The sequence below is a fragment of the Mesorhizobium sp. W016 genome, from assembly GCF_054719485.1.
Window position 1 is genome coordinate 1,355,241 of record NZ_JBTTIF010000002.1, and the last position, 19,095, is coordinate 1,374,335.

The window sequence follows — 19,095 nt, forward strand, 5'->3', positions numbered from 1 at the left end:
TTGGCAGCTCTGGCCTTGCCGCTCGTCTTGCAACGTTGGCGATTGGCGAAAGCAGTCGCGGCATCTGATCTCCCCCCTTGCGGGGGAGATGTCCGGCAGGACAGAGGAGGGTGCCTTGGTGCCGACCTCAACAGTCATCGCTCGTCAGGAGACCTTCCAATGAGCACCGCCACCCGTTCGCTGCCCCGCACCATCGGCGCCCACGCGATCCTGTTGACCTACACGGCGATCGCGCTGTTTCCGGTGATCCTGGTCATCATGAACTCGTTCAAATCGCGCGCCGGCATCTTCAGCGAGCCGCTGACGCCGCCGACGCCAAAAACCTTCGACCTGATCGGCTACACCACGGTGATCGGCCAGGGCGACTTCATCCATTATTTCCAGAACAGCCTGGTCGTCACCGTCGCCTCGCTGTTCTTCGTGCTTCTGTTCGGCGCGATGGCGGCGTTCGCGCTCTCGGAATACCGCTTCCGCGGCAACACGCTGATGGGGCTTTACCTCGCGCTCGGCATCATGATCCCGATCCGGCTCGGCACCGTCGCCATCCTGCAATTGATGGTGGCGAGCGGGCTGGTCAACACGCTGACGGCGCTGATCCTGGTCTACACCGCGCAAGGCCTGCCGCTGGCGGTCTTCATCCTGTCGGAATTCATGAAGCAGGTGTCCGATGATCTGAAGAATGCCGGCCGCATCGACGGTCTGTCGGAATACACGATCTTCTTCCGGCTGGTGCTGCCGCTGGTACGGCCATCGATGGCGACGGTCGCCGTCTTCACCATGATCCCGATCTGGAACGACCTGTGGTTCCCGCTGATCCTGGCGCCGTCGGAAGAGACCAAAACGGTGACGCTCGGCGCGCAGCTTTTCCTCGGCCAGTTCGTCACCAACTGGAACGCCATCCTGGCCGCACTCTCGCTGGCGATCATGCCGGTGCTGACCCTCTACATCATCTTCTCGCGGCAGCTGATCCGCGGCATCACATCCGGAGCCGTCAAGTGAGCGGAGCCCTACAAATCTCTGCTGGAGCCTTCACCCCACCCGGCGCTGCGCGCCGACCTCCCCATCAAGGGGAGGTAAAAGGTCGTGGCTTCATTCAAGACCGCCAAAGGGCGACTTTCGGAGAAGCTTCTTTGGCAGTGAGGGTGTTCGCGCCAACGTCCTACCTCCCCTCGATGGGGAGGTCGGCGCGAAGCGCCGGGTGGGGTGACACCCTCTCAGAAGGAACAACTGGAACATCTGGAGTAGTTAGGTGACCTCTAAATCGCCCCTTCGCGTCGTCGTCGCAGGCCTCGGTAATATGGGGCGTAGCCATGCGCTGGCCTACCACACTAATCCGGGCTTCGAGATCGCGGCCCTGATCAACCGCTCCGACGTGCCGTTACCGGACGGGCTGTCGGGCTATGACATCCGTCGTTCCTTCGACGATGCATTGCGCGATGAAAAGCCCGACGTCGCCTGCATCGCCACCTATTCCGACAGCCATGCCGACTATGCGGTGAAGGCATTCGAGGCCGGCTGCCACGTCTTCGTCGAGAAGCCGCTCGCAACAACGGTGGCGGACGCCAAGCGCGTCGTCGCGGCGGCCAAGGCCAATGGCAGAAAGCTGGTCATTGGCTATATCCTGCGCCATCACCCGTCCTGGGTCCGGCTGATCGCCGAGGCGCGCAAGCTCGGCGGCCCTTACGTGTTCCGCATGAACCTCAACCAGCAATCGTCAGGCCCGACCTGGCAGACGCACAAGCAGTTGATGCAGACGACGTCGCCAATCGTCGATTGCGGCGTGCACTATCTTGACGTCATGCTGCAGATCACCGACGCCAAGCCGGTCGAGGTGCGCGGCATGGGGCTGCGGCTGACCGAGGAAATCGCGCCGACCATGTACAATTACGGCCATCTGCAGGTGCTGTTCGATGACGGTTCGGTCGGCTGGTACGAAGCTGCCTGGGGACCGATGATTTCGGAAACGGCGTTCTTCGTGAAGGACGTGATGTCGCCCAATGGCTGCGTGTCGATCGTCATGAAGGAAGGTGTGAAGTCGGACGACATCGACACCCACACCAAGACCTCGACCATCCGCCTGCACAGTGCGGCGACCGGCGCGGACGGCAAGTTCGCCAGGCCGGACGAGATGCTGTCGATGGACGGCGAACCCGGCCACCAGGATCTCTGCGACCTCGAACAGGCCTTCGTGCTGAAGGCGATCCGGGAAGACATCGACCTGACCCGCCACATGGACGACGCGGTGAAATCGCTCGCCGTCTGCCTTGCCGCCGATGAGAGCGTGCGCAGCGGCGCCCCAGTTAAGCTCTAGTAGGGCAAACTCTAGAACAAGGACGAAGCCGTGGGCTCGCTGGTAATCGAGAATGTGAAGAAGGCCTTCGGGCCGGTCGAGGTGCTGAAAGGCATCAACCTCGAAGTGACCGACGGCGAATTCGTCGTCTTCGTCGGCCCATCTGGCTGCGGCAAGTCAACCTTGCTTAGGGTCATCGCCGGGCTGGAGGATTCGACCTCCGGCAGGGTGGTGATCGACGGCGCCGATGTCTCGGCCACGCCCCCGGCAAAACGCGGCATCGCCATGGTGTTCCAGACGTACGCGCTCTACCCGCATCTGACGGTGAAGAACAATATGGGCCTCGGCCTCAAGCAGGCCGGCACGCCCGCCCCGGAGATCGAACGCCGCATCGGCGTCGCCTCGTCGATGCTGTCGCTGGAACCGTATCTCGAGCGGCGGCCGGCGGAGCTGTCGGGCGGCCAGCGCCAGCGCGTCGCCATCGGCCGCGCCGTGGTGCGCGAGCCAAAACTGTTCCTCTTCGACGAGCCCTTGTCGAACCTCGATGCAGCGCTTCGCGTCAACACGCGACTGGAGATCGCGCAGTTGCATCGCCGGCTGAAGGCAACGATGATCTACGTCACCCATGATCAGGTCGAGGCGATGACGCTGGCCGACAAGATCGTCGTGCTCAACGCCGGCCAGATCGAGCAGATCGGCGGCCCGATGGAGCTTTACAATTCGCCGGCAAACGAGTTCGTCGCCGGCTTTATCGGCTCGCCGAAGATGAATTTCATCGACGGCCCCAGATTGGGCGAGACTGCCAAGACCATCGGCGTGCGGCCGGAGCATCTGACCGTGGATCCAAGGTCCGGCGCCTGGAAGGGAACGGTGGTGCACGCCGAACATCTCGGCGCCGACACCAACCTCTATCTCGACTGCGAAAAGGCCGGGCTGATCACGGTCCGCATTTTCGGTGTCTACGACGCCGAGCCAGGTGCGACGCTGTATGCAACGCCGGAGCCGGGTAAAACATACCGGTTTGGGGCGGACGGGAAGACGATCAAGTAATCCTTCGCCGACAGCAACCACGGCGATCACACCGCGCCGAGCAGCACCGCGCCATGGATCGCCGCCTGCCAGCCCAGGGCCGCCCAGCGTATGTCCAGAGGCTCTACAACAAGCGAATGCGGCAGGCTGTCCGCGATGCGCTGCTTGAGCGCCTGGCGGGGATAGGACTTCATGTCGACAATGCCGCCACCGATCAGGATCGCCTGCGGGGAAAACAAAGCGGCTGCCGTTGCGATGGTCACCGCCTGCTGCCAGACGATCTCATCGAGCCATTCGCGCAGCGATGGCGGCTGCCCGGCCGCCGAAAACAGATCGGCCACCGGGATATCGTAGTCTGTCGCGAGTTCGACAAGCGTTGCCCCTGAGGCGTAGGTCTCGACCCGGTTTGGCGGTCCGCTTTCGTCAGGCCGGTAGATCGGCATATGGCCGATTTCCAGCGCCCAGCCGCCGCCCCTGAAAATGCCGTCCTTGCCGAGATAGGCCGCACCGATGCCGGTGCCGAGATAGACCGCCAGCACCTCCTTTTGCCGCTTCACCGCGCCGGCAACGCTTTCGCCCAGCAATTGCAGCACGACGTCGCGTTCGAGCCGCACGGGAACGCGGAGCCGCGATGCCAGTTCCGTACCCAGCCGGATGCCGTTCAGCTCGGGAATGTTGGCCGTGTGCAGCACCGTGTCGAAGTCGCGGTCGATGAACCCAGGCACCGTCGCAACGACCCGTGCAGGTTTGAGCCCGGCATCGCGGCAGGCTGCGGTGACCGCATCGGCCAACCCCGCCACAGGCGCGCCCTTGCGCAGTTGCGCGGTCGGGTAGGTGCGGGCAAAATCCACCGGGATGCCGTGGTCGGCAAAGCCAACCTTGACCGACGTGCCGCCGATCTCGACCACGGCGATCGTGTCGTCCATCGTTTGATGCGTCATGCGAGCGGTTCCAGGAATTCCGAAAGACAGGCGCGGAATTCCAGCCGGTAGGCGGCGCGATCCTGCGATTTGGCTGTGATGGTGCAAAGCCGGGCCGACGGAATGAGTCCGGCCAGCGTCTGTGCGTCGGCCAGGCGATGGACGAGGTCATGGTCATGGCCGATGACAAGAGTCGGCACCGCGATAGCGCGGATGCCCGCCTCGCTCACGCCGGGACCATCGCCGGCGATCGCCGAAAGCAGCCTGCCGAACAGAACCGGATCCGGGCGAGTGAAGAAGCCTTGCAGGCTGCCGAGATTGTCCGGCGCCAATCTGGCCAGTTCGCCGGCAACAGCGCTGTCATCGAACAGACGCCTGGCGTCTTCAGGCGAATGCCGCATCAAGAGATCGCCGACGACGGCATAGGGCCTCATATTTTCCGGAGCCGCCTGGGCTACCCAGGCGGGCCGGGCGAGCACCAAAGCGCGCACACGGGCCGGCCTGTGCACTGCCAGGCGCAGCGCCAGCGCCGCGCCCATCGAGATGCCGCCGACGACGGCCGAGCCGAGGCCGAGTTCGTCGGCCAGCGCTTCGACGTCTTCAGCAAAAGTCGCAATCGAAAGCCGCTCGACCGGCCCGTAGCTGGATCCGCCCTGGCCCCGGCATTCGAGCGTCACGCGCCGGGTCACCGGCAGATCGGGAAACACGTCGGCGACCTGCGCCTCATCGCCGCCCAGCCCATGCTGGAAGATGACGGGAAGGCCGGCGCCGACGTCCCGGTAGGCAAGGTCGACGCCATCGCGGCTGAAGGTCTTTTTCACGCGCGCTCGCTCTCTTCAAGTACGGTGCGCAGAAAGGCGCCGACACCTGGCGCCTCGGCCTCTGTCAGGCCATGTGTGATCAAGGGGCCGTCGAACCCGGCAGCCTTCAGGCGGCCGATGAAATGCGGGAAATCGACAACGCCAAGTCCGGCCGCGGCAAAACTGCCATCGGCATGGCGGTCCTTGGCATGGGCCATGCCGATCTCGGCGGCCAGCAGATCGATGGCTTCGTCGATGAGGCGATGACGCTCCGCGCTGTCGGCCACTTCGAACAGATTGGCCGGATCGAGCACGATGCGCAGCCGCGTGCCGTTCATTTCGTCCAGCAGGCGGCGTGCGGCCCGGGCGCTGGAGAGGACATTGGCGAGTTCCGGTTCGATGCCAAGCTCGATGTCGAAGCGCTCGGCAATCGCGATCGCCGCTTCCATCTCCGTCCGCAGATCGCTCCATGCCGCCTCGCTTGCATTGTCGGGATGCCAGCGCCACTGATCCTGCGCATCCCTTGTGCCGGTGCACAGCGTAATCAGACGGGTGCCCATATCGGCGCATGACGCGGCCAGTACCTCAAGCCGGGCGAGTCCCTGGATGCGAACCGTGCGATCCGGGTGGATCATGTTGTAGGTTCCCGAAACCGCCGCGATCGAAACGCCGGCCTCGCCGCTCGCCTCAGCGACGGACCGGGCCGCGCCGAGCTCAATGCTGTCCGGCATCGACGGCAGTCCAAGGCACGCCATGTTGAACTGCGCCGCCGTGTAGCCGCCGTCCGCGACCGCGCGCAGCACCGGCAAGGCGCCGGTGGTGGCGAAGGTCTTGGCGAAAATCCCAAGCTGCATCACACGACCCCGTCGACATCGGCCAGACGGACGGCGCGGCCGCCGGCAGCGGCCGAGCGGGCGATGGCCGCCATGCCCCTGACCGAGGCGATGCCGTCCTCGATGCCGGCGCCGATCATCGGCGCGCCATTTAGCACGACATCGGCAAAGCCTTCGAGCTGCCGGCGATAGAAGTGGCCATCCGCGCCAAGCGTCCGGTGCCAACTGCCATCGGCCTCGCGGAAAATGTCGACCTCGCTGCTCTTGTAGTACCAGGGGTTATAGGTCTTCGCGAGAACGCTGCCGTTCTCGCCGTAGATCTGGAACCCTTCGTGCCAGTCCATGCGCACGGCGACCGTCAGGTCGAGATGGCCGATCGTGCCGTCGGCGAAGATGGTGGTGATGAACCAGCAATAGGCGCCATAGCGCTCGGTGAGCCGGGCCTCCACCGCCTCGATCGAGCTGTGCAGATGGCGCGCCGTATCAAGGAGATGGCTGCCATGCGCCAGCATGTAGTATTGGCGCAGATCCGCCTTGGGATTGACGGCAGGCTTGCGCGCCTTGGCGCTGGTGATGATCAGCGGTTGCACTGCATCGGTCATCGGGTAGCGGTGGGTGCTGTCGCAGTACCAGCCTTTGAACGCCAGCCGCTCGCCCATTTCGTCGTCGACGAAAGCCTTTGCCGCCTGGATGCCGGGATCGAAGCGCTTCATATGGCCGACCTGAAGCACCTTGCCGCTCTTGTCGAGCGTGGCCCGCAAGCCTTCGACCTCCTCGACCGAAACGCCCAGCGGCTTTTCGCAAAGCACATGCTTGCCGGCATCGAGCGCCAGTTCCGCGGCCTTGACGTGAAAAATGTCCGATGTCGCGATGATGACGGCATCGAGATCGGGATCGGCCAGCATCAGGCCGTAGTCGGCATAGGATTTTTCAGGCTCGTAGGTCGCGGCCATCCTGTCGCGCAGATCGTCGGCGACATCGCAAATGGCATAGAGATCGGCATTGCGTGCCTTGGTGCAGGATTCGAAATGCGCCGCCTGGGCAATCGGACCGCAGCCGAGCACGCCGACACGCAGCCGCTTTTCGTCTTTGCGAGGCATTGAATCTCTCCTGATTAGCGCGCGGCGAGGCCGCGAAGTTGAAATTGCGGATCGCCCGACAAAGCTGCCTGATGCAGCAGACAGGCAGCGCCCAATGCCGGACCGTCGGCCCCGACGCGCGACAGTTCGACCGTGGGAACGGGGTAACCTTCAGCCAGGAAGTCCAGCAAGAAAGCTTCCACCTGCTCGGCGACAAAGGGATAGACCGCATTGACCGAGCCGGAGAGGATGATGCGCTCCGGCTGCAAGGTGCAGGCAAGTGTCGCCAGGCCGCGGCCGAACCAGAGCGCCCAGTCGCGCGCGGTGGCAACGGCTGCCGGATCGCCGCCGGCCAGCGCTGCGACAAACTCATCCACGCCGGCGCGCAGTCCGCTTATGTGCAAATAGCGAGCCAGTAAAGCATCCTTGCCGACATAGGATTCCAGTCGGCCCGGGCGCTTCGCGTCGAAGACAAAACCTTCGTCGCCGATGCGCAGATGCCCGATTTCCCCGGCGCCGCCGAGCCGGCCACGATGCAGCCTGCCGGCATTGATGATGCCGCCGCCAACGCCGTTCTCGATCAGGATGACCAGAGCATCCTCATGGTCCTTGCCCGGCTGCGCCCGGTATGTCTCGGCCACCGCCACGGCATTGGCATCGTTTTCCAAGAGGATCGGAAAGTCCGCGCCAAAGGCAGTGCGCAAAAGCTCCGCCAGATTGACCCCGTGCCAGCCAAGGATGGTGGCATGGTATGAAATCCCGTCGGCGGCGGGGAAGCCGGGCACGGCGACATTGAGCCCGTAGGGGCGCGTGCCCGCAGGCAATTGTGAGCGGATCTCGGCGACGAGTTCCCCGATGATGTCGACCGCGGCTTCGGGCGTGCTACCGGGGCCGGCAAATGCCCTAGAGGCGCTCGCACGCCGCGCGCCGGCAAGGTCGACAGCCACGGCTGCGATCCAGTTGACGCCGATATAAGCGCCAAGGAAGAAGCCGCCATTGCCGTCGATCTCGACAAGGATACCGGGACGGCCGACCCGACCCTCGCTATCCTGCTCGTCGTCCGTTCCATCCGACCGCTCGCGCGCCAGACCGGCTTCGGTCAGCCCCAGCACCAGGGCGCCGGTGGTCGACCGGGTCAGGCCGAGATCGCGTGCGAGCGCCGCTCGGCTCAACGCGCCGACACGAAACAGCGCCGCAAGTGCCCGCGTTTCGTTCGGCCGAAGATCGGTCGACACCAGCACGTCGTTCTCCACAATTTGTTTGATTATCATACTAATAGAATTTCTAGGCGGTTTGAAAGGCCCAAGGTTGGGTGCATTGCAACAAATATTCAGCATCCCCAGGCCCATTGACCCAAGTTTCAAACGATGATTTGTATCAGAAACTTACAAATTGGCATGGGAGGATGCGATGCCGGTTCTAGCGCGTCTCGAACACATCGTGAAGGATTTCGGTGCCGTCCGCGCGCTGGACAATGTCTCGCTCGACATCAACGAGGGCGAGGTTCTCGGCCTGATGGGCGACAATGGCGCCGGCAAATCGACGCTGGTCAAAACCATCGCCGGAAATTTCCAGCCGACATCAGGCACCTATGTCCTGGAAGGCAAGCCGGTGCTGTTATCGGGGCCTGCGGATGCACGCAGGCATGGCATCGAGGTCGTTTATCAAGACCTGGCGATTTGCGACAATCTGACGGCTTCGGCCAATGTCTTCCTCGGCCGCGAGATCATGAAGCAGGTTGGGCCGCTGAAAGTGCTCGACCACAAGAGCATGAACATGCGCTCGGCCGAGATCTTCCGCGAGTTGAAGTCGGAGACGCGGCCCGCCGATCTCGTCGTGCGCATGTCGGGCGGCCAGCGGCAGGCGGTGGCCATCGCCCGAACCCGGCTGGCCAAATCCAAGATCGTGCTGATGGACGAGCCGACGGCGGCGATCAGCGTCAGGCAGGTCGCCGAAGTGCTGGCCCTGATCCGCCGCATGAAGGACCAGGGCCTCTCGGTCATCCTGATCAGCCATCGCATGCCTGACGTGTTCGAGGTCTGCGACCGGGTCGTGGTGATGCGCCGCGGCCGCAAGGTCGCCGACAAGCCGATCGCGCAATCCAGCCCCGAGGAAGTGACCGGCCTGATCACCGGCGCCATCCAGACCGCCTGAAACAGCCCCGCCACGGAGCCATGCCATGAGCGCCCCCGACGACCATCCCGGAATGGAGATCGACCTTCTGAAAGGGTTGAGCCGCACGCTGTTGAACCGCGTGCTTCTGGCGCAGGAAACCTGGATCGCGCTTGCCATCCTGGTGCTCGGCCTCGTCGTGTCGATGATCGCGCCGAAATTCGCCACCCCTGGCAATCTGCTCAACATCTTCCAGAATGCCTGCTTCATCGGCATCATGGCCATCGGCATGACGCCGGTGATCATCAGCGGCGGCATCGATATCTCGGTCGGTTCGATCCTGGGCATGTGCGGCGTCACGCTGGGCATCGTGCTCAACGCCGACATGCCACTGGTCGTCGGCATCGCGGCGACGCTGGCGATGGGCGTGCTGTGCGGCACCGTCAACGGAACGATCATCGCCTACGTCAAGCTGCCGCCGTTCATCGTCACCCTGGCGACGCTGTCGATCGGCCGCAGCCTGGCACTGGTGCTGACCAATAACCAGGTGTTCTACGAATTCGGCCGGGCAAGCGAGGCGATCGTCGCGCTCGGCGGCGGCTACACATTCGGCCTGCCCAATGTGGTCTATGCGCTGATCATCGGCGTGATCGTCCTGCATTTCCTGCTGACCATGTCGCGCTGGGGCCGCTATCTCTTCGCCATTGGCGGCAACGAGCCGGCCGCGCGGCTGTCGGGCATTCCCGTCGATCTGATCAAGATCTCGGCCTACGCGTTCAGCGGCTTCATGGTTGCGGTGACGGCAATCTTCCTCGTCGGCTGGCTCGGCGCAGTGACCAACTCGATCGGCACCGGCTACGAGTTGCAGGTCATCGCTTCGACCGTGATCGGCGGCGCTTCGCTGACCGGCGGCTTCGGTTCGGCACTTGGCGCCGGCATCGGCGCCATTCTCGTCGAAACCATTCGCAACGCGCTGCTTCTGGCAGGCGTCAACCCGTTCTGGCAGGGCACGTTTGTGGGGTGCTTCATCCTTGCAGCCGTCCTCCTGGAAAGAATCCGCTCTGTGCGACGCTAAGAGCATGATCCTGAACCGAAGGTCAGCGACCGCAAAAGTAGAAACCGGTTTTCGGAAAAGATCATGCTCCAACAGAAACCGAGCGGACACGTCACGGCGAACCAAATGGAGGAACAATGTCGCTGTCGAAAACGCTAGGAACTACGCTTTCCCTCGCCTGCCTTGTAATCGGCATGACGGCCGTCCAGGCCAATGCCGAAGAGCGCGAATTCGCGCTCGTCTTCAAGGTTCTCAACAACGCCTTCAGCCCGCCGATCCAAGCCGGTTGCGAAGCCGCCGCCAAGAAGCTCGGCGACGTCAAATGCACCTATATCGGGCCGACCGAATATGACGAGGCCAAGGAAGTGCAGCTCGCGCAGGACATGGTCACGCGTGGCGTCGCCGGCCTTGGCATTTCGGCCGGCAATCCGAAAGCCATGGCCCGCATCATGAAGATGGCCAAGGAAAAGGGCATTCCGGTCGTCACCTATGACACCGACGTGCTGCCGGAAGATGCCGGCCTGCGCTCGACCTACATCGGCACCGACAATTACGAGTTCGGCGTGGCGCTGGCGCAGAAGGTGCTCGCCCACAAGAAGGACGGCACCGTGTGCATCCAGTCCGGCGCACCGGCTTCCGAGAACCTCAAGGCGCGCGTGCAAGGCATTCGCGATACGCTGGCCGGCGTCACCAAGGACAAGGGCATCGAGACGCTGACCGGCCAGAACGGCTGGACCGAGCCGGCGGGCTGCCCGGTCTACAACAATGACGACATCACGCTTGCGGCCCAGCAGGTGCGCGACGTCATGACCAACAATCCCGATCTCAGCGCCTTCGTTGCAGTCGGCGGTTGGGCGCAATACGCGCCGGAAGCCTACAAGCAGGCGATGACACCGCTGAAGGCGCGCCTCGACAGCAAGGATCTGGTGGTCGTGTTCGGCGACAATTTCGGTCCGCAACTGCCGCTGCTCGCCGCCGGCCTCAGCCACTACAATATCGGCCAGCGCCCCTATGACATGGGCTTCGAGACCATCATGGCGCTGGACAAACTGAGCAAGGGCGGCACGGTCGAACCGTTCATCAAGACCGGCACCGAGATCTGCACGCCGCAAGACGCTCTGACGACCTGCGGCAAGGTCGCCAACTGATCAGGCCTCCCAAGCCTGTCCTCCGGCCGCATCGGCCGGGGGACATCTCCTCGAAGGCAGGCTTGTCAGTTGCCCGCTTCGCAGTCAGAGACTGCTTGCGTCTCTCCAGCAGGCGATCAGATGACCGTCGCCGGCCCGCCTGACGGGTGGTTGCGCCTTTCGGCAGTCGGGCAGGGCCACGGGACAGCGGCTGGCGAAGGCGCATCCGGAGGTCTCGGCATCCTGCGCGGCGAGGTCGAGCTGAGCCGGAACCTTCGGCGCCGTCTCATCCGAGGCTGCGGCCAGAAGCAGCTTCGTATAGGGGTGGTTGGGCCCGCGAAAAATCTGCTCTGACGAACCGGTCTCGACCAGCCGGCCGCGATAGAGCACGCCAATCCTGTCGGCCATGTAGCGCACCACCCTGAGGTCGTGGCTGATGAACAGATAGGTCGTGTCCTTGTCGCGCTGCAGATCGTTGAGCAAATTGAGTACCGTCGCCTGCACGGAAACGTCGAGCGCCGAGGTCGGCTCGTCCAGCACGACGAGCTTCGGCACGCCGGCGAAGGCGCGCGCAATGGCCGCCCGTTGGCGTTGGCCGCCGGACAGCGAGCGCGGCTTCTGGTCGACGGTCGCGGCGGCTAGACGGACCGAGGCCAGCAGATCGCCGACGCGCTGCTTCACCTCGCTGCGGCGCAGGCCAGCCAGCCGCCGCAGCGGACGGCCGAGAATCCTGCCTATCCGCTGGCGCGGATTGAGCGTGCGATCGGGTGACTGGAAAACCATCTGCACGTCGCGCCGTTCGCCTGCACTTCTCTTCTCGACGCGCGCCGCGACCGGGCGGCCGAACAGTTCGACCGATCCGGCGTTCGGCACCTGAAGGCCGGTGACGATCCTTGCCAGTGTCGACTTGCCGGACCCGGATTCGCCGATCAGCCCGAATGTCTCGCCCTGGCCTATCTGCAAATCGATGTCGTGCAACACAGGCTGTGCGCCGAAGGCATGGCTGATGCCTTTGCAGGCGACGGCAATCGGGCGCGGGGCTTCCGGCTGATCACTGTGGACAGGCATCGACGGTTCGGCCGCGTGCGTCTCCGCAAGCCTGCCGTCGCGCTTGGTGAAGTTGAGCGCCGGGATCGAGGCGATCAGCGCCTTTGTGTAGGCGTGAACAGGGTTCTCGAAGACATCGTTCGCGACGCCGCTCTCGACCACCGTTCCCGACTGCATAACGGCCACCCGGTCGCAGGCGCGGCGGACCATGTTGATGTCGTGGCTGATCAGCAAGACGCTGGTTTTGTGGTCGCGCCGCAAATCCTGCAGGATGGCGATGATCTCGGACTGGACGCTGGCGTCGAGCGCCGTCGTCGGCTCGTCCAGCACCAGCAGCGACGGGTCGAGCGCGATGGCGATGGCGATGTTGGCGCGCTGCTGCATGCCGCCGGATAGTTCATGCGGGTAAAGATCGAGCACCCGCTCCGGATTGCTCACCCTGACGCGACCGAGCAGTTCGGCGGCGCGACCGCGGGCCTCGTCCGAGCGAACCGGGCGATGCCGCATGATCGTCTCGGTGATCTGCCGGCCAATCGTCATCGCCGGATTGAGTGCCGCGCCCGGATGCTGGTAGACGGCTGCGATGCGGTCTCCCCTCAGCCGGCGAAGCTGCTCGGGCGAGAGATCACGGATCTCGTGGCCCTGGAACTCAAGCGCCGACGCAGCGACCCGGGCGTTGCGCGGCAGATAGCGCAATATTGCGAGCGCCACCGAACTCTTCCCCGATCCGGACTCGCCGACAAGGCCGAGTGCTTCGCCTTCGCCGATAGTGAGCGACACACCGTTGACGGCCGGATGCGATGTCCGGCGCCCATCATAGGCGACGGTGAGCTGTTCGACCTTCAGAACCGATGACGACATGGGGCCTTGAAACCACTTTCTCCCAGCGCCGCCATCGAGGGCAATCGCTTCCGCTTTCACAATGCACAATCTCGATAAAATTACTCGAATTAAGCTGGAGCGCAATCTACCTTTCGTCGCTCAGGAGAGATTGTCGCGGCCCGTCGAGGCATCGCGACGGTCGTCTGAAGCAGTTCTGCAAGGAGGCCGACATGGCACGCGACCACATGATCCTCAGCGCGTTTTTCTTCAACCCGCAGGGCGATCATCGTATGTCATGGCGCCATCCGCGCGCGCCCGGCCGCGAAGTGCTCGACTTCGACTTCTACCGCGATCTCGTCCAGTCTGCCGAGCGCGCCAGGATCGATACGATCTTCGTCGCCGACCATGTCGCGATCTGGGATTCCGTACAGAGCGGCGTAGCCCATTACGCCAATGCCCGCCTGGAACCGCTGACGCTGTTGTCGGCGCTTGCCGGCGTGACCAGGCATATCGGCCTCATCACAACCGCCTCGAGCTCCTACAGCGAGCCCTACAATGTCGCCCGCATGTTTGCCTCGCTCGACCATATCAGCAAGGGCAGGGCGTCTTGGAATGTGGTGACGTCGGCCATGGACGAGGAGGCCCGCAATTTCGGCCGCGACGGCAATATCGAGCACGCCTTTCGCTATGAGCGCGCCACCGAATTCCTCGATATCGTCAAGGCGCTGTGGGACAGCTGGGAAGACGAGGCGCTACTGATCGACAAGGCATCGGGCTATTTCGCCGATCCCGACAAGGTCCATGCGATCAACCACAAGGGCCCGCATTTCAAGGTGCGCGGACCGCTCAATGTCTCGCGCCCGCCGCAGGGCCATCCGCTGATCGTCCAGGCCGGCTCGTCCGAAGACGGCAAGAATTTCGCTACCGCGCACGCCGATGCGCACTTTGCCATCTACAGCACCAAGGAAGACGGCATCAAATATAGGCAGGACATCAACGAGCGCCTCGCCCGTTATGGCCGCAAGCCCGAGAGCTTCAAGATTCTGCCGGGCATCCTGCCGATCGTCGCAGCTTCCGAAGCGGAGGGACGCGAGCGGCAGGAGTATCTGCAGAGCTTGCTTCCCGATCGGGTCGGCATCGACCTTCTCTCGAGCTGGAGCGGCGTCGATCTCTCCGTATATCCGCCGGACGGCCCGCTGCCGCCGCTGCCGGACGAGAGCACCTTCAATGGCGGCCGCACCTCGCTCAATCGCGTCAAGGAATGGTCGAAGCAGAACCTCACTCTGCGCGAGATCGCTCGCAAGCTCGCCAACAGCGGTTCGGTGCCGACCGTCGTCGGCACGCCCAACCAGATCGCCGATCAGCTGCAGGACTGGTTCGAGGCAGGTGCCGCCGACGGCTTCAACCTGATGTTCCCGCTGCTCCCGGAGGATTGGGTGAATTTTGCCGAGCAGGTCGTGCCGGAACTGCAGCGCCGCGGCGTATTCCCCACCGAATATGCGCCGGGGACGCTGCGTGACCGTTTCGGCCTGGCTCGGCCGGCCAACCGCTTCGCCGAACAGCGCGACAATGTGCGCGCCGTATCCTGACTTGGGGCAACTGATATGACCGCAGCGCCAAAACTTCAGCCCCGCGAAGCCACGGCTCCGCAGCTCATCAATGTTCTGCACAGCCCCAAGCGCATTCGGGTCAAATTCGCCGGCCGCACCATCGCCGACAGCCGCAACGTCCTGGTGCTGCGCTCCAACCATTTTCTGCCGATCTATTTCTTCCCGGCCTCCTCGGTGGACCGCTCGCTCTTGAAGCCGTCCGAGCATCGCCAGCCGCATCCAGTCGGCGGCGAAACCACCTATTGGGACCTGGAGACGGGATCGAAAGCTTCTCCCAATGCGGCCTGGTCGCTTGTCGCGCCGCCGGATGAAAGCCTGTCGCCACTGGCCGGCCGCATCGCCTTCACCTGGAAAGCGGTCGACCAATGGTTCGAGGAGGAGGAAGAAGTCTTCGTCCACGCCCGCGATCCATACGCACGCATCGATGTGCTGCAGAGTTCAAGCCACGTCCAGATCTGGTTCGACGGCGAACTGATCGCCGACAGCCATCGCCCGGTGCTTCTGTTCGAAACGCATCTGCCGACGCGTTTCTATTTGCACCCGGACGATGTCAGGCTCGACCGGCTGACCGCTTCGGACAGCACGACGCGCTGTCCCTACAAGGGCATCGCCTCCTACTGGTCGGGCCGGCGCGCCGACGGCTCGGTAAGCCCCGATGTCGCCTGGAGCTACCGCGATCCCATTGCCGAAATGCCCAAGATCAGGGGCCTCATCGCCTTTTACCCGCAAGCCGTCGACCGCATCCATCTCGACGGCGAACCAGTCGCTTAAGCCATTCAACAGTCATTTCAGACAGGGGTTTCAAAATGACCAAACGCAACGACATCGATACGCTTCGCAATCTGTCCGGCGACATCTGGAACGTCGCCGTCGATGAGCACCAGGCCGGCTTCCTCAAGCGCCGCGATCTGCTGAAATACGCAGCCTTGATCGGCCTCACCGGCTTTGCCGCCTCGCAGGGACTTGCTGGTTTCGGCACGGCGCGCGCTGCCGGCGCCGGCGGCACGGTCCGCGTTGGGCTCGGACAGCCGACCAAGGCGATCGATCCCGTCTCCATCACCGATCCGGCCAGCATCGGCGTCATCAGCCAGGTCGGCGAATATCTCATCCTCGACGATCCCAAGGACGGTCTGCAGCCCAAGCTCGCTCTGTCGTGGGAGGCCGACGAGACCGCCAGCCGCTGGACCTTCAAATTGCGGCCGGGCGTAAAATTCCACGACGGCCGCACCGTCACCGCCAAGGATGTGGTGGCGAGCTTCGAGCGGCTGGTCGATCCGGCCAGCGGTTCGTCCGCTTTGTCGGCCTATAAGGGCATCCTGTCCAAGGGCGGCGCCAAGGTCGTCGACGACCAGACAGTCGCCTTCGATCTCGACGGGCCCAACAGCAACTTCCCCTTCTATGTCTCGTCCGACGTCTACAATGCCGTCATCCTGCCGGCCGACTATGCCGGCGATTTCGAGAAGAATTTCAACGGCACCGGCCCGTTCAAGCTCGAATCCTTCCGCCCCAAGCAGGGCGCCAGCTTCGTGCGCAACCCTGACTATTGGGGCGACAAGGCGCTGCCCGACCGCGTCGAAATCAAGTTCTTCGACGACGAGCAGGCGCAGGTGCTGGCGCTGCAGGCCGGCCAGCTCGACGTCATCCCGAGCACGACCCGGCTGGAATTGGCGATCGAGGGCAATCCCAACTTCAAGCTGCTCAGCGTGCAGGCAAGTTCGCATGACGAGGTGCATCTGAGGACCGACCAGGCGCCGTTCACCGACAAGCGCATCCGCCGCGCCTTGGCGCTCACCATCGACCGCGAGGCGGTGGTCAAGGGCTTGCTCAAGGGCCGCGCCATCATCGGCAACGACACCCCGTTCGCGCCGATCTTCCCCTCGGCCGATCCGTCGGTACCGCAGCGCAAGCAGGACATCGCCGAGGCCAAGCGCCTGCTTGGCGAGGCCGGCGTGCCGAACGGCTTCCCGGTGACGCTGACCACCGAGCGCGCCTATGACATTCCCGATTATGCCGTGCTGATCCAGAATTTTGCCAAGAAGGCCGGCATCGACATCAAGCTCAACGTGCTGCCGCAGGACGCCTATTATGGCTCGGCGAAGTTCGGCTCGTCGCCATGGCTCGATTCCAATCTCGGCATTACCGATTTTGGCCATCGCGGCACGCCCGACATCTTCCTCAACGCGACGCTGAAGAGTTCGGGCGCCTGGAACGCCGCGCATTTCAACAACCCGGCCTATGACGGGCTGCTGCTCGAATACGGCAAGGCCCGCGACCTTCAGGCGCAACGCCTTGCCGCGGGCAAGATCCAGACCTTGCTGCTGGACGAGACGCCGCTGATCATCAGCTACTTCTCGCAATACAGCCGCATCGTCTCGTCGAAGGTCGAGGGCGTCCGCTTCACGGCAATCTCGCATCTGCTGCTCGATCGCGTGACGTTCGCCCAGGCATGATTGCGAGACGTCCAGCCACTCCGGGCACCGGAATCCGATGCTGACCGGCCGCACTGTGTCGGTGCGGGCAGCCTCGCTTCTGCTCACGCTGTGGCTGGTCAGCATGCTGGTGTTCTTCGCCGGGCAGGTTCTGCCCGGCGATGTCGCCCGCCTCATGCTCGGGCCGTTCGCCGATGCCGAGGCCGTCGCGGCGCTGAACAGGCAGCTCGGCGCCGACCAGCCGGTGCTCGTGCAATACTGGCACTGGTTCAGCAGCGTGCTGTCAGGCGACTTCGGCACCTCCCTGTCGTTGCGTTTGCCGGTGGCGCCCTTCGTTCTGGAAAGCCTCAAGCGCTCGGCGGCCCTCGCCGGAATTATCCTCGTCTTTCTGTTGCCGCTGGGCATCGGCGCCGGCATCGTCGCCGGTCTCAACCAGGGCCGCTTTGTCGACCGCCTGATCGTACTCGCCGGCGTGTCCTTCGGCATCGTCCCGGACTTCGTCTCCGGCCTGCTGTTGCTCATCGTCTTCGGCCTGTGGCTGAACTGGTTCCCGATCACCGGCGCTGCTCCCGATGGCGCCGGGCTGTGGGTCAGTGGCTATTATCTGATCCTGCCGGCGCTGCCGCTGGTGCTGAACCTTGCCGGCTACATCGCCCGCATGACGCGGGCCGGTGTGATCGAGGCGCTGGCCGCCGACTATACGCGCACCGCCGTCCTGAAAGGCCTTGAGCGTCGCGAAATCCTCATCCGGCACGTGCTGCGTAATGCGCTGACGCCGACCATCGCCGTGCTGGCGACGCAGACCGGTTACATGCTTGGCGGGCTGGTGGTGATCGAAGCGCTGTTCGGCATACAGGGTCTCGGCAATCTGGTGCTCAACGCCGCCAAGTCGCGTGACTTCCCGATGCTCGAAGCCGGCGTGCTGGTCATGGCGACCATCTTCGTGCTGTCGGCCGCGGCAGGCGATCTCGTGAATGCCTTGCTCGATCCGCGGCAGCGCCGCCGTGTTTCGCCATGATGGAACTGATGGAATTGCCGGAGCGCCGTACGCTGGGCTGGCGGGCAGCAAGTCGCATCCGCGAGACTGTTTCGCAGCTGCCGCCCTCGGTGATCGTTGGATCGCTGATCCTGCTGTTCTGGGTCGGCTGCGCCGTGTTAGGCAGCCTGTTTGTGCCCTACGATCCCTATGCCGAGGATTTCCTCGTCATGCTGGCGCCGCCTGATGCCGCGCACTGGTTCGGCACCGACCAACTTGGCCGCGACGTGCTGTCGCGCATCGTCGTCGGCTCGCGTGACATCCTGCTGGTCGCGCCGGCAGCAACACTGCTCGGCGTTGCCGCCGGCAGCGTGCTTGGCCTCGTGCTCGGCTATTTCGACGGGCTGATCGACGCCATCGGCGCCAGGCTGCTCGACACGCTGATGGCCTTTCCCTTCATCGTCCTCGTCACCATGGCGCTGGTCGCGCTTGGGCCATCGAACCTCACCGTCATCCTTGTGATCGGCATCGCCTATGCCCCGCTGGTGGCACGGACGGTGCGTGCCGCCGTGCGCGAGCAGCGCGAACGCGACTATGTCAGCGCCGCTCGTCTCGGCGGCGAGAGCGCTCTTTCCATCATGTTCCTCGAGATCCTGCCTAATGTCAGGGAAACCATCCTCATCGAGCTGGTCACAAGGCTTGGCTACGCCTTCTTTTCGATCGCCACGCTGAGCTTCCTCGGCCTCGGCATCCAGCCTCCCTCAGCCGATTGGGGACTGGCGGTCGCCGACGGCTACGGCTTCCTGACCGGCGGCAAATGGTGGGTGGTGATCTTCAACTCCGCAGCCATCGTTTCGCTTGTCATGGCAACCAATCTGATCGCGCAAGGCATGGGGGCCTTCGAAAACAGCGACCGGTGAAGAGCGGAACGCTCAGCAAAGCTGACGCGCAATCGCGGACCGTGCGC

At 63.9% G+C, this 19,095-nt stretch carries 17 protein-coding genes; 11 read left to right on the plus strand and 6 right to left on the minus strand.

Annotation, left to right across the window (positions count from 1 at the left end; all coding sequences use genetic code 11):
* Positions 1 to 159: 159 nt before the first annotated feature.
* The 3 genes from ACYG9V_RS07085 (at position 160) to ACYG9V_RS07095 (ending at position 3,340) form a co-directional block, all read left to right on the plus strand.
* The gene (locus ACYG9V_RS07085) at positions 160 to 999 is read left to right on the plus strand and encodes a carbohydrate ABC transporter permease (RefSeq protein WP_023732574.1); all 840 of its coding nucleotides are present in this window, start codon (positions 160 to 162) and stop codon (positions 997 to 999) included.
* A gap of 250 nt (positions 1,000 to 1,249) precedes the next feature.
* Positions 1,250 to 2,311 carry a Gfo/Idh/MocA family protein gene (locus ACYG9V_RS07090; RefSeq protein ID WP_023732573.1) on the plus strand — a complete coding sequence of 354 codons (1,062 nt, stop codon included), beginning with the start codon at positions 1,250 to 1,252 and terminating at the stop codon, positions 2,309 to 2,311.
* 30 nt (positions 2,312 to 2,341) lie between these two features.
* The gene (locus tag ACYG9V_RS07095; protein ID WP_023715542.1) at positions 2,342 to 3,340 is read left to right on the plus strand and encodes an ABC transporter ATP-binding protein; all 999 of its coding nucleotides are present in this window, start codon (positions 2,342 to 2,344) and stop codon (positions 3,338 to 3,340) included.
* Between the two features lie 26 nt (positions 3,341 to 3,366).
* Here ACYG9V_RS07095 and ACYG9V_RS07100 read toward each other — a convergent pair whose 3' ends face one another.
* Genes ACYG9V_RS07100 through ACYG9V_RS07120 form a run of 5 tightly spaced genes read right to left on the minus strand, consistent with a single transcriptional unit; the run spans position 3,367 to position 8,222 of the window.
* Positions 3,367 to 4,260, minus strand: a complete 894-nt coding sequence (locus tag ACYG9V_RS07100; RefSeq protein ID WP_352763966.1) for an ROK family protein — start codon at positions 4,258 to 4,260, stop codon at positions 3,367 to 3,369.
* A complete protein-coding gene (locus ACYG9V_RS07105; protein WP_352496940.1) occupies positions 4,257 to 5,060 on the minus strand; it encodes an alpha/beta fold hydrolase in 804 nt (267 codons plus the stop codon). The genes ACYG9V_RS07100 and ACYG9V_RS07105 overlap by 4 nt, the downstream gene beginning before the upstream one ends.
* Positions 5,057 to 5,893 (minus strand): sugar phosphate isomerase/epimerase family protein, encoded by an 837-nt coding sequence (locus tag ACYG9V_RS07110; protein WP_352763968.1) that lies wholly within the window; start codon positions 5,891 to 5,893, stop codon positions 5,057 to 5,059. Before ACYG9V_RS07110 ends, ACYG9V_RS07105 begins: the two co-directional genes overlap by 4 nt.
* A complete protein-coding gene (locus ACYG9V_RS07115) occupies positions 5,893 to 6,972 on the minus strand; it encodes a Gfo/Idh/MocA family protein (RefSeq protein WP_352763969.1) in 1,080 nt (359 codons plus the stop codon). Before ACYG9V_RS07115 ends, ACYG9V_RS07110 begins: the two co-directional genes overlap by 1 nt.
* A gap of 14 nt (positions 6,973 to 6,986) precedes the next feature.
* Positions 6,987 to 8,222 carry an ROK family transcriptional regulator gene (locus tag ACYG9V_RS07120; protein WP_023746608.1) on the minus strand — a complete coding sequence of 412 codons (1,236 nt, stop codon included), beginning with the start codon at positions 8,220 to 8,222 and terminating at the stop codon, positions 6,987 to 6,989.
* 139 nt (positions 8,223 to 8,361) lie between these two features.
* Between ACYG9V_RS07120 and ACYG9V_RS07125 the strand changes: the two genes are divergently transcribed.
* From ACYG9V_RS07125 to ACYG9V_RS07135, 3 genes are all read left to right on the plus strand, one after another.
* A complete protein-coding gene (locus ACYG9V_RS07125; RefSeq protein ID WP_023822108.1) occupies positions 8,362 to 9,105 on the plus strand; it encodes an ATP-binding cassette domain-containing protein in 744 nt (247 codons plus the stop codon).
* Positions 9,106 to 9,157: 52 nt separating this feature from the next.
* Positions 9,158 to 10,138: an ABC transporter permease gene (locus ACYG9V_RS07130; RefSeq protein ID WP_352764032.1), complete on the plus strand. Its 981-nt coding sequence runs from the start codon at positions 9,158 to 9,160 to the stop codon at positions 10,136 to 10,138.
* Between the two features lie 116 nt (positions 10,139 to 10,254).
* Positions 10,255 to 11,265: a sugar-binding protein gene (locus ACYG9V_RS07135; protein ID WP_023822109.1), complete on the plus strand. Its 1,011-nt coding sequence runs from the start codon at positions 10,255 to 10,257 to the stop codon at positions 11,263 to 11,265.
* 84 nt (positions 11,266 to 11,349) lie between these two features.
* Here ACYG9V_RS07135 and ACYG9V_RS07140 read toward each other — a convergent pair whose 3' ends face one another.
* The gene (locus ACYG9V_RS07140) at positions 11,350 to 13,152 is read right to left on the minus strand and encodes an ABC transporter ATP-binding protein (RefSeq protein WP_352763970.1); all 1,803 of its coding nucleotides are present in this window, start codon (positions 13,150 to 13,152) and stop codon (positions 11,350 to 11,352) included.
* Between the two features lie 191 nt (positions 13,153 to 13,343).
* On the opposite strand from ACYG9V_RS07140, the gene ACYG9V_RS07145 reads away from it, so the two are divergent.
* The 5 genes from ACYG9V_RS07145 to ACYG9V_RS07165 are packed head-to-tail and all read left to right on the plus strand — an operon-like array spanning position 13,344 to position 19,048.
* Positions 13,344 to 14,702 (plus strand): LLM class flavin-dependent oxidoreductase, encoded by a 1,359-nt coding sequence (locus tag ACYG9V_RS07145; RefSeq protein ID WP_023668832.1) that lies wholly within the window; start codon positions 13,344 to 13,346, stop codon positions 14,700 to 14,702.
* Between the two features lie 15 nt (positions 14,703 to 14,717).
* Positions 14,718 to 15,494, plus strand: coding sequence for a DUF427 domain-containing protein (locus ACYG9V_RS07150; RefSeq protein ID WP_023715545.1), 777 nt, complete (start codon positions 14,718 to 14,720; stop codon positions 15,492 to 15,494).
* A 35-nt stretch (positions 15,495 to 15,529) separates the two neighbouring features.
* Positions 15,530 to 17,173 carry an ABC transporter substrate-binding protein gene (locus tag ACYG9V_RS07155; RefSeq protein WP_023703589.1) on the plus strand — a complete coding sequence of 548 codons (1,644 nt, stop codon included), beginning with the start codon at positions 15,530 to 15,532 and terminating at the stop codon, positions 17,171 to 17,173.
* Positions 17,174 to 17,210: 37 nt separating this feature from the next.
* A complete protein-coding gene (locus ACYG9V_RS07160; RefSeq protein ID WP_031196280.1) occupies positions 17,211 to 18,170 on the plus strand; it encodes an ABC transporter permease in 960 nt (319 codons plus the stop codon).
* Positions 18,167 to 19,048, plus strand: coding sequence for an ABC transporter permease (locus ACYG9V_RS07165; RefSeq protein ID WP_023707792.1), 882 nt, complete (start codon positions 18,167 to 18,169; stop codon positions 19,046 to 19,048). Before ACYG9V_RS07160 ends, ACYG9V_RS07165 begins: the two co-directional genes overlap by 4 nt.
* The last annotated feature ends 47 nt before the right edge of the window (positions 19,049 to 19,095 follow it).

Coding starts and splice junctions, on each gene's coding strand:
- ACYG9V_RS07110 (WP_352763968.1), bottom strand. CDS start 5,893: ATGCAGCTTGGGATTTTCGCCAAGACCTTCGCCACCACCGGCGCCTTG.
- ACYG9V_RS07120 (WP_023746608.1), bottom strand. CDS start 8,222: ATGATAATCAAACAAATTGTGGAGAACGACGTGCTGGTGTCGACCGAT.
- ACYG9V_RS07160 (WP_031196280.1), top strand. CDS start 17,211: ATGCTGACCGGCCGCACTGTGTCGGTGCGGGCAGCCTCGCTTCTGCTC.
- ACYG9V_RS07115 (WP_352763969.1), bottom strand. CDS start 6,972: ATGCCTCGCAAAGACGAAAAGCGGCTGCGTGTCGGCGTGCTCGGCTGC.
- ACYG9V_RS07145 (WP_023668832.1), top strand. CDS start 13,344: ATGGCACGCGACCACATGATCCTCAGCGCGTTTTTCTTCAACCCGCAG.
- ACYG9V_RS07130 (WP_352764032.1), top strand. CDS start 9,158: ATGGAGATCGACCTTCTGAAAGGGTTGAGCCGCACGCTGTTGAACCGC.
- ACYG9V_RS07155 (WP_023703589.1), top strand. CDS start 15,530: ATGACCAAACGCAACGACATCGATACGCTTCGCAATCTGTCCGGCGAC.
- ACYG9V_RS07140 (WP_352763970.1), bottom strand. CDS start 13,152: ATGTCGTCATCGGTTCTGAAGGTCGAACAGCTCACCGTCGCCTATGAT.
- ACYG9V_RS07165 (WP_023707792.1), top strand. CDS start 18,167: ATGATGGAACTGATGGAATTGCCGGAGCGCCGTACGCTGGGCTGGCGG.
- ACYG9V_RS07150 (WP_023715545.1), top strand. CDS start 14,718: ATGACCGCAGCGCCAAAACTTCAGCCCCGCGAAGCCACGGCTCCGCAG.
- ACYG9V_RS07100 (WP_352763966.1), bottom strand. CDS start 4,260: ATGACGCATCAAACGATGGACGACACGATCGCCGTGGTCGAGATCGGC.
- ACYG9V_RS07125 (WP_023822108.1), top strand. CDS start 8,362: ATGCCGGTTCTAGCGCGTCTCGAACACATCGTGAAGGATTTCGGTGCC.
- ACYG9V_RS07085 (WP_023732574.1), top strand. CDS start 160: ATGAGCACCGCCACCCGTTCGCTGCCCCGCACCATCGGCGCCCACGCG.
- ACYG9V_RS07135 (WP_023822109.1), top strand. CDS start 10,255: ATGTCGCTGTCGAAAACGCTAGGAACTACGCTTTCCCTCGCCTGCCTT.